The sequence below is a fragment of the Candidatus Methylobacter favarea genome, assembly GCF_902806695.1.
Lineage (GTDB): Bacteria > Pseudomonadota > Gammaproteobacteria > Methylococcales > Methylomonadaceae > Methylobacter_B > Methylobacter_B favarea.
Genome location: NZ_CADCXN010000044.1, coordinates 46683 through 59641 on the forward strand (window position 1 = coordinate 46683; position 12959 = coordinate 59641).

The 12959-nt window shown below is 47.7% G+C and carries 12 protein-coding genes; 11 read left to right on the forward strand and 1 reads right to left on the reverse strand.

What is annotated here, in order from left to right; translation table 11 throughout:
- Positions 1-2 precede the first annotated feature (2 nt).
- From mraY to lpxC, 11 genes are all read left to right on the forward strand, one after another.
- Entirely contained in the window at positions 3-1085 is a 1083-nt protein-coding gene (gene mraY, locus HUX64_RS04325; RefSeq protein ID WP_174625007.1) for a phospho-N-acetylmuramoyl-pentapeptide-transferase, read from the forward strand.
- Between the two features lie 65 nt (positions 1086-1150).
- Positions 1151-2539, forward strand: coding sequence for a UDP-N-acetylmuramoyl-L-alanine--D-glutamate ligase (gene murD / locus HUX64_RS04330; protein WP_174625008.1), 1389 nt, complete (start codon positions 1151-1153; stop codon positions 2537-2539).
- Positions 2536-3711 (forward strand): putative lipid II flippase FtsW, encoded by a 1176-nt coding sequence (gene ftsW, locus HUX64_RS04335; RefSeq protein WP_174625009.1) that lies wholly within the window; start codon positions 2536-2538, stop codon positions 3709-3711. Before murD ends, ftsW begins: the two co-directional genes overlap by 4 nt.
- On the forward strand, positions 3696-4751 hold the full coding sequence (murG, locus tag HUX64_RS04340; protein WP_174625010.1) for an undecaprenyldiphospho-muramoylpentapeptide beta-N-acetylglucosaminyltransferase: 1056 nt from the start codon (positions 3696-3698) through the stop codon (positions 4749-4751). Before ftsW ends, murG begins: the two co-directional genes overlap by 16 nt.
- Complete coding sequence (murC, locus tag HUX64_RS04345) at positions 4748-6214, forward strand: UDP-N-acetylmuramate--L-alanine ligase (RefSeq protein ID WP_174625011.1); 1467 nt, start codon at positions 4748-4750, stop codon at positions 6212-6214. Before murG ends, murC begins: the two co-directional genes overlap by 4 nt.
- Positions 6211-7098: a UDP-N-acetylmuramate dehydrogenase gene (murB, locus tag HUX64_RS04350; protein WP_174625012.1), complete on the forward strand. Its 888-nt coding sequence runs from the start codon at positions 6211-6213 to the stop codon at positions 7096-7098. The genes murC and murB overlap by 4 nt, the downstream gene beginning before the upstream one ends.
- Entirely contained in the window at positions 7091-8011 is a 921-nt protein-coding gene (locus tag HUX64_RS04355; protein ID WP_174625013.1) for a D-alanine--D-alanine ligase, read from the forward strand. The genes murB and HUX64_RS04355 overlap by 8 nt, the downstream gene beginning before the upstream one ends.
- Positions 8012-8017: 6 nt before the next feature.
- Positions 8018-8815, forward strand: coding sequence for a cell division protein FtsQ/DivIB (locus tag HUX64_RS04360; protein ID WP_174625014.1), 798 nt, complete (start codon positions 8018-8020; stop codon positions 8813-8815).
- Complete coding sequence (gene ftsA / locus HUX64_RS04365; RefSeq protein ID WP_174625015.1) at positions 8793-10019, forward strand: cell division protein FtsA; 1227 nt, start codon at positions 8793-8795, stop codon at positions 10017-10019. Before HUX64_RS04360 ends, ftsA begins: the two co-directional genes overlap by 23 nt.
- A 30-nt stretch (positions 10020-10049) precedes the next feature.
- Positions 10050-11204, forward strand: a complete 1155-nt coding sequence (ftsZ, locus tag HUX64_RS04370; RefSeq protein WP_174625016.1) for a cell division protein FtsZ — start codon at positions 10050-10052, stop codon at positions 11202-11204.
- A gap of 84 nt (positions 11205-11288) precedes the next feature.
- Entirely contained in the window at positions 11289-12212 is a 924-nt protein-coding gene (gene lpxC, locus HUX64_RS04375; protein ID WP_174625017.1) for a UDP-3-O-acyl-N-acetylglucosamine deacetylase, read from the forward strand.
- Here lpxC and HUX64_RS04380 read toward each other — a convergent pair.
- Positions 12209-12664 (reverse strand): DciA family protein, encoded by a 456-nt coding sequence (locus HUX64_RS04380; RefSeq protein ID WP_174625018.1) that lies wholly within the window; start codon positions 12662-12664, stop codon positions 12209-12211. The two genes, lpxC and HUX64_RS04380, sit on opposite strands and share 4 nt — an antisense overlap.
- Between the last annotated feature and the right edge of the window lie 295 nt (positions 12665-12959).

Here is a 12959-nt window from a genome sequence, read left to right on the forward strand (position 1 = left end):
CGATGTTACTTTATCTGGCAGATTATTTAATGACCTTTGACGGAGGCTTCAGGGTTTTCCATTACTTGACTTTTCGAGCCATCCTCGGGGCATTAACCTCGCTGATTATCTCTTTTATTATCGGGCCGGTAATGATCAGAAGGTTAACCAGCAACAAGATCGGGCAAAGCGTACGTCAATTAGGACCGCAAACACACTATGGAAAAGCGGGAACTCCTACGATGGGCGGGGCCCTGATTCTGATTGCGATTGCGATCAGCACGTTGCTATGGGCGGATTTGGGAAATCGCTATATCTGGGTCATTTTAGTCGTAACGCTAAGCTACGGCATTATTGGCTTTATTGATGATTACAGAAAGGTCATTCGGCACAATAGTGACGGTTTATCCGCTAAAGCCAAATATTTCTGGCAATCGGCAATAAGCTTGATAGTGGCTATTTTTCTTTATAACACGGCAGTACTGCCCATAGAGACACAGTTTATCGTGCCTTTCTTTAAAGACTTTATTCTGGATATGGGCTGGATGTATATCGTTCTGACCTATTTTGTCATTGTCGGCAGCAGCAACGCCGTTAACCTGACCGATGGGCTGGATGGTCTGGCCATTATGCCAACCGTGATGGTGGCATCGGGCTTGGGGATTTTTGCCTATCTGTCGGGACATGTCGCTTTTTCAGAATATCTGGCTATTCCCTACTTGCCCAATGCCGGGGAATTAATTGTATTTTGCGCGGCTTTGGTAGGCGCCGGCTTAGGTTTTTTATGGTTTAACGCCTATCCGGCGATGGTCTTCATGGGCGATGTCGGAGCGCTGGCCTTAGGCGGCGCTTTAGGGGTTTTGGCGGTGCTGGTCAGGCAGGAGATTGTCCTGATGATTATGGGAGGAGTTTTTGTCATGGAAACAATCTCAGTGATTATTCAGGTCGCCTCTTTCAAAATGACGGGAAAACGTGTTTTTCGCATGGCGCCCATTCATCATCATTTTGAACTAAAAGGCTGGCCTGAGCCTCGCGTAATCGTGAGATTCTGGATCATTACCGTCATTCTGGTACTGATTGGGTTGGCGACCTTAAAACTTCGATGAGAAAAATACAGGGTAAAAAAATGAGTTTTTGCAAGTTCCGGTCTGGCATATTGTTGTGAAATAAAATGGATAATGCAGCAATTACAGCATTGTTAAAAAAGACTTTTGCTCTGGTTCCGAAAAGTTCCAAGGTGTTGGTTGTGGGTCTTGGAAAAACAGGTCTTTCGGCTGCCCGTTATTTGCAAAAACTCGGGTTTGATTTCGCCATTACCGACAGTCGCGATAAACCGCCGCTAATCGATGAATTTTTTCAGCAAATGCCTGATGTACCGGTTTTTACCGGCGGTTTCGATGAAGCTGCTTTCAGGGTAGCTACGCATCTGATTGTCAGCCCTGGCGTTTCACTTGATGAAAAATCGATAATCAAAGCCAGTGCTAACGGTTCCCGGATTATCAGTGATATTGATTTGTTTGCCTGTTCGGTTGATGTGCCCGTCATTGCCATAACCGGCTCAAACGGCAAGAGCACAGTAACGACAATGCTCGGTGAAATGGCAAAAGCGGCAGGCAGGCAAGCGGGCGTTGGCGGCAATCTCGGTACGCCGGCTCTGGATTTGCTGGAACTGGATGCAAACTCTTCTGAACGCAAGGAACTGTATATACTGGAGCTTTCAAGCTTTCAAATGGAAAGAACCTCGGCATTGAATGCAACTGCTGCAACCGTGCTCAATATTAGCCCCGATCATCTGGACCGGCATGCGAATATGGCAGAGTATGCAGAAGAAAAAAAAGGAATTTTTAAGGGTAATGGGGTTATGGTAATTAATATCGATGATCCTGTTGTCCAGGCGATGCAGAAAGCAGATAGGAATACTCTGACATTCTCGATTAAAACAAACGCTGATTTTCACCTGGCTCATAAAGCTAATGTTGAATATCTGATGCACCAGGAAAATTATCTAATGCCGGTGGCGGAATTACCGCTTGAAGGCAAACACAACGCGGCAAATGCTCTGGCTGCATTGGCTTTAGGCGCGGCTGTGGAATTGGATGAGCAGGCCATGTGTAATGCCTTGCGAAAATTTAAAGGCCTGGAGCACAGGATGCAGCATGTTGCCGAAATACGCGGAGTCATCTGGGTTAATGATTCAAAGGCAACCAATATCGGCGCCTGTGTTGCAGCTTTACAGGGCTATGAGCGTAAAGTGGTGCTTATTGCGGGCGGCGATGCGAAGGGCGCGGATATGAATGACCTGATACCGGCGATAAAAGAAAAAGCAAAAAGCGTTGTGGTTATGGGAAAAGATGCCGGCTTGATAAAACAGGCATTGAATGGTTGTGTACCGGTTTTTTTTGCTGAAAATATAACTCAAGCGGTACAGATTGCCGCCGCTCTTGCTGATCCCGGCGAGAGTGTGCTGCTTTCTCCCGCCTGTGCCAGCCTCGATCAATTCAGGAATTACCAGGATCGCGGCAATAAATTTATCCAGGCCGTATTGGGGCTGGCCTTATGAACTTCCGGCTCAAATTGTCCCCAATAAGTGAGTTTCATTTTGATCGGCTGTTGCTTACAGTCTGTATCAGTTTGTTGCTCATCGGCTATGTCATGGTCGCGTCATCGTCCATGCATTTAGGCGTTACTATGGCGGGAAACAGCTTGTATTATCCCCTCAAACAGTTAATGCATATCAGCCTTGGACTGATTTTGGCGGCAGCTCTTACAACGGTGCCAATGCGCATCTGGGAAAAGGCAGGGCCCTGGTTATTTATAGTGGGATTATTACTGCTGATCGGGGTGCTGGTGCGCGGCTTGGGAATAAAGGTTAACGGCAGCGTCCGCTGGCTGTCGATAGGCGGATTAAGAATACAAGTATCCGAAGTGGTCAAGTTTTTTGCGGTAATTTATATGGCTGGTTATGTAAACCGGCATTACCAGTCTATAAGCGAATCCGCTTTCGGATTGCTCAAACCCTTATTATTGTTTTCGCTGGCCTGCGTGTTGCTATTGCTGGAGCCAGATTTCGGATCAGCAATCGTGATTTTAATGATAGCCATGGGCATTATGTTTTTAGGAGGAGCAAGGTTATCGCAATTTATAATTTTATTGCTGTCAGTGGCCATGCTGGCCACATTGCTGGTGTATTTTTCACCTTACCGGCTAGTAAGAGTAATGAGCTTTATGAACCCTTGGGCCGATCCTTTAAATACCGGTTTTCAACTCGTACAGGCGCTTATTTCCTTTGGGCGAGGAGAATGGCTGGGAGTAGGTCTGGGCAGCGGCATACAGAAATTGTTTTATTTGCCTGAGGCGCATACCGATTTTCTGTTTTCAGTCATAGCCGAGGAGCTGGGGTTAGTGGGCGTGATTACTGTCATTGGCTTATTTTCACTCCTGGTATGGCGCGCTTTTGAAATAGCAGCGGCGGCGGAAAAGGCCGGCCAAAGATTTTCCGCTTTTATTGCTTATGGCCTTGGCATCTGGTTCGGTTTTCAATCCTTTGTCAATATGGGCGTCAATATGGGCATTTTGCCTACCAAGGGATTGACTTTACCGCTGATGAGCTACGGCGGAGGCAGCATGATAATTATGTGCTGCGCCGTGGCCTTGTTATTACGGGTGCATAATGAAGTCGCCGAGATAAATGCCAATACGCCAAAAGGAAAATCGGAATGGACAAGCGCATAGTCATCATGGCCGGCGGCACCGGCGGACATGTATTTCCAGCCCTGGCTGTTGCTCAATCACTTACGGAAAAAGGGTGGCAGGTCAGCTGGCTAGGCACACACAACGGTCTGGAAAGCCGGGTAATCCCGGAACAAGGTATTGAAATTGACTGGTTATCCGTGGCCGGCATGCGCGGCAAAGGCCTGGCAGCGAAACTAACGGCCGTATTTATGCTGTTAAAGTCCTGCTTGCAGGCCGCAAGCATATTGCGCCGGCGCAAACCCGACGTGGTGCTGGGAATGGGCGGATTTGTTGCAGGCCCTGGCGGATTGATGGCAAAGCTATTAGGCATACCCCTGATAATTCATGAACAAAACCGCATCCCCGGCACAACTAACCGGCTGTTGGCGCGAATAGCCAACCGGATACTGGAGGCGTTTCCAGGCAGTTTTAAAAAGTCAGTAAATGCCAAATGCACAGGCAATCCTTTAAGAAAGCAGTTTTTAAACCTGTCAAGCGGCGCAGGCAGGGAGACTGGCCAGGATATCAGCATCCTGATCGTTGGCGGCAGTCAGGGCGCCAAGGTTTTAAATGAAATAGTTCCGGAAGCAGTGGCGCAATTAAAAAACGTGCAAATCAGGCATCAAACCGGTATGGCAATGTATGAGCAGGTGAAGAGTCGCTATAAAGCCTTGGGCATTAAGGCGGAAGTTAACGCCTTTATTGAGGATATGGTAGCGGCTTATCAATGGGCGGATATGGTAATTTGCAGAGCTGGGGCGATGACGGTCAGCGAAATTGCCGCAATAGGCGTCCCGGCAATTTTTATACCGTTTCCGCATGCTATTGATAACCATCAAGTCGCTAACGCGCGGTATTTAACCGATGCCGGCGCCGGGGTCTGTTTGCTGCAAAAAGAGATGAATCCAAAAATTCTGGCAGAAGAAATAACCCGCGTCTTTAAACAACTGGAGGTGATGGGTAAAGCGGCAAAACAATGCGCCCGCCTGGATGCAACCGAAGTTGTGGCCGGTTACTGCATAGACGAGGCGGGCGCATGAACTTTCCAAATAGCCAGATGCCGACCGAAGTATTAGGAAGTATCGACAGGATACATTTCGTCGGCATAGGCGGAACCGGCATGAGCGGCATCGCCGAGGTTTTAACAAATCTGGGCTATCAGGTTTCCGGTTCCGATCTAAAAGAAAGTCCGGTGACGCAAAGACTGTCTAAACTGGGCGTGAGTATCACCATCGGGCATAGACGGGAAAATATCACTAATGTCGATGTCGTAGTTGCTTCCAGTGCAATTGATCGCAGCAATGAAGAAATCGATGAAGCGCATCGTAACAGAATCCCGGTCATCCCCCGGGCGGAAATGCTGGCGGAATTGATGCGCTTCAGATTTGGCATAGCAGTCGCGGGAACTCATGGCAAAACGACAACGACCAGTTTGACGGCCTGCATGCTGGCTGAAGGCGGACTTGATCCAACCTTTGTTATCGGCGGCCGGTTAAATAGCGCGGGCAGTAATGCCAAATTAGGTCTGGGCCATTATCTGGTTGCCGAAGCCGATGAAAGTGATGCGTCGTTTTTATATTTGCAGCCGATGATGGCAGTGGTCACCAATATCGACCAGGATCACATGGCAACTTATCAAGGCAGCTTTCAGCGCTTGAAAGATACCTTTATAGAGTTTTTACATCATTTGCCTTTTTATGGTCTGGCTGTGCTATGTCTGGATGATGAAGGCGTGCAGGAAATCCTGCCGGAAATATCCAAGCCGGTCATTACCTATGGCATTCATGAAGAGGCGGACATACGCGCCGAGGACATCAGGCAGGAAGGCATGCATACCTCTTTTAAAGTAATTCGAAGAGGGGATTATCCTGATTTGCAGGTTACTTTGAATATGCCAGGCTGGCATAACATGCTTAATGCGCTTGCGGCTATCGCTATCGCGACGAAGTTGAATGTGGATGATAAAGCCATCATAAAAAGCCTGGGCATATTTAAAGGCGTAGGCCGACGCTTTCAACATACTATGATTAGTCTTCCCACCCTGGGCTCACTGCCTCTGGTTGATGACTATGGGCACCACCCCAGGGAAATTGCCGCCACCCTTGAAGCTTTAAGTCAAGCCTGGCCGGACAGACGCGCCGTGGTTGTTTTTCAGCCGCATCGTTACACCCGTACCCGGGATTTGTTTGAAGATTTTGTACGCATTCTTTCTAGCGTTGATGTACTGGTTCTGATGGACGTTTATTCAGCCGGGGAAGCGGTGATTCCAGGCTCGGATGGTCGGGCGTTAAGCCGGGCAATCCGTATGCGTGGACAGATTGATCCGGTATTTGTCGAAAACCGGGAAGAGTTACCCGACATATTGGCCGGGATAGTAAGAGCTGATGATGTGATTTTAACGATGGGCGCAGGAAATGTCGGGCAGATCGCGGCGCAGCTGCCGGAATTATTGACTGAAGCGCTGGAGTATCGGGCTACGCTACCGCTGACCCGGACAACATGAAAGGTCGTTTATTAAAAAATGCAACACTGGCTAAATATACCAGCTGGCGGGTGGGCGGCCCGGCTGACCAATTGTATATGCCCTTTGACCGCCTGGATCTGTGTGAATTTTTCAAGACCTTGCCGGAGTCAGAACCGGTGCTCTGGATGGGGTTGGGCAGTAATTTATTAATCAGGGATGGCGGTATACGCGGCACTGTAATCAATACCAGGAGTCGATTAAAGGAAATGAGACTTGCCGGGAATGCATCGGTTTATGTAGAGGCAGGAGTTCCGTGCGCCCATGTCGCCCGGTTTTGCGGAGAGCACGGATTAACCGGTGCGGAATTTTTGGCAGGGATACCGGGGACTATGGGCGGAGCATTAAAAATGAATGCCGGCGCTTTTGGCGGACAAACCTGGAATATTGTCAATCAGGTAGAGATGATAAATGCATCGGGCAAGGTAACTGTTCGAAATCCGCAGGATTTTAAAATAAGTTACCGTTCGGTAAAAGGTATGGTGAAAGAATGGTTTTTGGCTGCGCACTTAACGCTTCAGAGTGGAGATGTGGCGGCAAGCCAGCAAAAAATCAGGGAGTTACTGGAACAACGGGCAAGAACACAGCCGACAAATCAGCCCAGTTGCGGATCGGTATTTAAAAATCCTGAAGGCGATTATGCGGCAAGATTAATAGAACAGACCGGTTTGAAAGGTTTTACTATTGGCGGAGCTCAAGTATCTGAAAAACATGCAAATTTTATTGTGAATGTCGGCAAGGCTACGGCGGCGGATATTGAAGCCTTAATAAATTATGTTCAGATGAAGGTTAAAGAGCACAAAGGTGTGGAGTTGCAGGCTGAGGTTTGTATAGTAGGTGAAACATGTGAGGTCATCAGTGCTTAAAAAACCGGAAGAATTTGGGCGAGTTGCTGTGTTGATGGGCGGTGGCTCTGCTGAACGGGAAATTTCTTTAAAAAGCGGCATGGCGGTCTATAACGCCTTAAAAAACAAAGGCGTGGATGCTGTTGCCATTGATGTTACCGGCAGTCCAATTGAAGCCCTAAACGGCTTAAAAATCGACCGGGTATTTAATATCATTCACGGACGCGGTGGTGAAGACGGCGTACTTCAGGGAGTTCTCGAAGTCCTGGGGCTTCCTTATACCGGCAGCGGTGTGATGGCCTCTGCGCTGACTATGGATAAGCTTCGCACCAAACTGTGCTGGCTGGGCTATGGATTGGCTACGCCTGAATGGTATTTATTGAAAGATGAAAATGATCTCGATGCCTGTATGGAAAAGCTGGGTTTTCCGGTGATTGTCAAACCGGCCCAGGAAGGCTCCAGCATAGGCATGAGCAAGGCGACTAATCGCGAGGAATTGCTGAAGGCTCTGGAGGTGGCGGCAGACTATCACTGTGATGTGTATGCCGAAGCCTGGGTATCGGGCAAGGAGTATACCGTGGCGCTATTGAATGGCGAAGCGTTGCCGGTCATAGGTCTGGAAACGCCTCACGTGTTTTATGACTACGAAGCAAAATATCATGCTACGACTACTCTATATCATTGTCCGTGCGACTTGAGCCAGAACCGCGAACTGCAATTAAGGGAACTGGCTGTAAAAGCCGGCGAGGTCGTGGGCGTTAAAGGCTGGGCAAGAGTGGATGTATTTATCGATAACCTGGGGCAGTATCAGCTGATTGAAGTTAATACCGTACCTGGGATGACCGATCACAGCCTCGTACCGATGGCGGCTAAACAGGCTGGCATTGATTTTGAAGAATTGGTCTGGCGTATATTGGAAACAAGTCTCGGATAATGAGTAATGCGGGCAGCAAAAATTTTGGTGGTGGTCTTGCTGGCGATCGGACTGGTTTGGCTTTATGGCAGTGACCTCAAGAATTATGGTTCCAGGGCCATCCCTATTAAATATGTCAGGACTGAGGGCGTATTTCAATATCTCGGCAAGGATGAAGTAAAAACTGCCTTACAGCCTTTGGTGAAGACAGGATTTTTTTCTGCAGATATGGAGGCAATACAGTTAGCGGTTCTGCAATTGCCGTGGGTTGACACCGTTACGGTCAAGCGCATCTGGCCTGATGCGATTGTTATCAAGGTGCGGGAAAAAAAGCCTTATGTACGTTGGGGGGAACACAGTTTGTTAAATGAGCGCGGCGAGATTTTTAGCCCAAGGAATGTCAGCCAGTTCCAGGCTTTGCCTTTACTTACAGGACCCGCACTGCAAGCAAAGAAAGTGCTCGAAATAATGAAGGGAGTAAAAACAGCATTAGCAGATCAAGCCCTGGAGCTTGCGGATTTTAGCATCAACGATCGATGGGCATGGCGAATCCGGTTGGCAACCGGCATGGAGATATTGTTGGGAAGAAATGATCAGTTAAAGAAATTGCAGCGTTTTTTGAAAACGCTGCCGGTATTGGGACAAGAGCGGGTTGATACGATGGCGATAGTGGATTTGAGATATCCCAACGGCTATGCGGTTTCATGGAGACCGGGATCGGAAGAAATTGACTGGAAAAATATTGCAAAACCGGAAAATAAAATCGATGCACACTTAAAAAAGGCGGCCGAAAGTAGGCAAAATGGCAAGAAAAACAGAACGTAATTTAATTGTCGGACTGGACATTGGCACTTCAAAAGTCGCAGCTATCGTAGGCGAGATCACCCATGACGGCAATATTGAAGTAATAGGCATTGGCTCATCAGCGTCGCGCGGCCTGAAAAAAGGGGTGGTTGTTAATCTTGAATCCACTGTGCAATCCATACAAAGAGCTATTGAAGAGGCTGAATTAATGGCAGGGTGCCAGATTAAGTCGGTTTTTGCAGGCATTGCCGGCAGTCATATCAGAAGCCTTAACTCTCACGGCATTGTAGCCATCAAGGACAAGGAAGTGACGCAATATGATATCGACAGGGTTATTGATTCCGCTCGTGCAGTCGCTATTCCGGCCGATCAGAAAATCTTGCATATTCTGCCGCAGGAGTTTGTTATCGATCTTCAGGACGGCATTAAAGAACCGATCGGCATGTCGGGAATTCGTCTGGAAGCAAAGGTGCATATGGTGACCGGCAGCGTCAGCGCCTCGCAGAACATTATCAAGTGCATCCGGCGCTGTGGGTTGGAGGTTGAAGATATTGTCCTGGAGCAACTGGCGTCCTGTAATTCCGTGCTCACGGAAGATGAAAAAGAACTGGGTGTGTGCCTGATCGATATCGGGGGAGGCACCACGGATATCGCCATTTTTGTTGAAGGGGCGATAAAGCATACCGCCGTAATTCCGATAGCCGGCGATCAGGTTACTAATGATATCGCTGTGGCCTTGCGGACGCCTACGGTAAATGCAGAAGACATTAAACGCAAATATGCCTGTGCGTTAACGCAATTGGCAAGTGTTGACGGGGTTATCGAAGTGCCGAGCATTGGCGATAGAGCGCCGCGCAAGATTTCCACGCAAAACCTGGCGGAGATTATAGAGCCGCGTTATGAGGAATTGATCCTGCTGGTTCAGTCGGAGCTCAGGCGCAGCGGTTATGAAGAACTAATTGCTGCCGGAATAGTTTTGACCGGCGGTAGTGCAAAAGTGATGGGATTAATCGAACTGGCGGAAGAAATTTTCCATATGCCGGTTCGAATGGGTACTCCGCAAAACGTTACAGGATTAACTGAAGTAGTAAAAAATCCAATTCATTCTACCGGGGTCGGATTGTTAATCTATGGAAAAGAGCATCAGGGCCTGGGCAGAAGTAATGATTCTGAAGGTTATGGATGGCTCTTTAAAATGAAAAATTGGTTTCAGGGTAATTTTTAACAGTGTTGGCATATACAAGGTGCAGCGAAAATGAAATACGAATTAATTGATATGTGTAGCGAGACAGCAGTCATCAAGGTTATTGGGGTCGGCGGCGGCGGCGGAAATGCCGTCAATCATATGGTGGGCTGCCATATTGAAGGAGTTGAATTTATCTGTGCGAATACTGATGCGCAGGCATTGAGAAAATTGAATATCGGCACGATAATCCAGTTAGGCGTCGAATTGACAAAAGGCCTAGGCGCAGGCACTAATCCGGAAGTTGGAAAACAGGCGGCGGAAGAAAACCGGGAACGCATCAAGGAAGTTATACAGGGAGCGGATATGATTTTTCTGACGGCAGGCATGGGCGGCGGAACCGGCACCGGAGCGATTCCCGTTATTGCTGAAATTGCCAGAGAAATGGGCATGCTGACGGTAGCCGTTGTCACCAAGCCATTTTTATTTGAAGGCAAAAGAAAACAGGCTATTGCGGAACAAGGCATAGCCGAACTTGAAAAATATGTCGATTCGCTGATTACCATACCCAATCAAAAATTGTTGCCGGTATTGGGTAACAGCGTATCCTTGATGAATGCGTTTAAAGCGGCTAATGACGTATTGCTGGACGCGGTGCAGGGCATTACCGATCTTATCGTTCATCCGGGCATGATAAATGTGGACTTTGCCGATGTCAGAACGGTCATGTCAGGAATGGGCGCGGCTATTATGGGAACAGGTTCGGCAAGCGGCGAACATCGTGCCCGGGAAGCGGCTGAACAGGCCATTGCCTGCCCCTTGCTCGAAGATATAAATTTGCAGGGCGCGCGTGGCATCCTGGTTAATATTTCTGCAGCCGATATGGGCATTGCCGAATTTAATGAAGTAGGTACTATTGTGCACGAATTTGCCTCGGAAGACGCTATTATCAAGATTGGTACGGCTATTGATCCGGCCCTGGGCGATGAAATTAAAGTGACCGTAGTGGCGACAGGAATGGGTGCCCCGGCTGCCGTGCCTAAAGCAGCCGTTAAGGTTATGCCGGTAATGCCAGTCGGCCATCCCAATTATGAGGGATTGGATAAACCTACGGTAATACGAAATAAAGGCGAAAACAAAGAAACACGTTTTGGCGCGCAGCCTAAAAAAGATGCAGATTTGAATTATCTGGATATCCCAGCTTTTTTAAGACGTCAGGCCGATTAGCCTGATCCCGGAAAGGTCAAGCTCTGCATTTGGCCATGGCTGTGATAAAATTTCTGTCTTGACATTCACTCTGCGTATTTTTTCATGATTAAACAGCGAACTTTAAAAAACACAATCAGGGCCACTGGCGTAGGGCTGCATACAGGCGCTAAAGTGTATCTTACTTTACGCCCAGCCGAGCCGAATACCGGCATCAGGTTCCGCCGGGTTGATCTTGACAACCCCATTACCATTCAGGCCACGCCGGGAAATGTCGGCGAAACGATGTTATCGACTACCCTGGTTGCAGGCGACGTTAAGATATCAACCATAGAGCATTTGCTTTCCGCTTTTGCCGGTCTGGGCATAGATAATGCCGTGATTGATGTCAGTGCGGCGGAAGTCCCGATTATGGATGGCAGCGCCGGGCCTTTTGTATTTTTGCTGCAGTCGGCCGGCGTTGAGGAGCAGGATAGCCCAAAGCAATATATTCGAATTAAACGCAGTATACGAGTTGAAGACGGGGATAAATGGGCGGCTTTTGATCCTTTTGACGGTTTTAAGGTTACCTTTACCATTGATTTTGAACATCCGGCATTTGAGGAGAAAGTCAAAACCGCGACGATGGATTTTTCATCAACTACTTTTGTAAAGGAAGTCAGCCGAGCCAGAACTTTTGGCTTCATGAAAGATATTGATATGTTACGGCGAAATAACCTTGCTCTTGGCGGCAGCCTCGATAATGCCATTGTGGTTGATGAAGCGAAAGTTCTTAATGAAGATGGACTGCGTTATGCGGATGAATTTGTTAAACACAAGATTCTTGATGCCATTGGCGACTTGTATCTTTTGGGGCATAGTCTGATTGGCGAGTTTACCGGTTTTAAATCAGGTCATGGCTTGAACAATAAATTACTTCGCACTTTACTCGCTGATAAAGATGCGTGGGAAATGGTAACTTTTGATGAAGAAGAAGATGCTCCGATTTCTTTCATGCGCACTGCACAATCTCCGCGTCCGGCGGCCTAGTCTGACAGTCGCTGCAGCGTTGCGCTAAGCTTCAGTAACGCCAGCTTCAATTGATGATCCGGAACTGCCAGACTATGGTTCCGGATAATTTCAATACTTTCGGCGGAAGGCATAATTGCCTTCTCTCCAGACTGTCTATTAATGCCTGTCTGCTCCCTGATAATTCTAATCTGCATCACCTCGACTGACTGTTTTAGCGGCGGTGGAAGAGCAGCAAGAATTGTCTTGTTATAAAAACGCAGCTGCGATGCCCAGGTTGCAGAATCCGTATATATCAATAATTTTTTATCATTGATGACGCAGTGCCGGGCATATTTGGCTAAGACTTCGGGCAATACAGTCCGGATACATTGCAAAAGCCGTTTTTGATGCCTGACTTGACTGTAAAAATTAATAATTGTCCGGTTTGGAAATGCCAGGGCTGCCTTGAACGGGATTGCTTTTTTTGCCATAAATAACTGATTATAAAACGTTTTTAGGATAGGTCTGATAGCGGCTCTTTCTATTTAAACGAATAATGAAAATGCCTGGACGGTTAAAATTTTATCGAACTTCCTGGAGGGAAGGTTAAAATATTTTCCCAAAAGTCGATCCAGTTCCCTGTTAATCTGCAGTCTTCACTGAGAAGCTGTTTGGAAATTCATCTTTTCGCCCATAAGGTATCAATTTTGATTATGAAATAAATAGTATGAGCACAAAAAACGGAAAAAACGTTACCCGAGTAATTTGAGTGAGGGGGCATGGCGG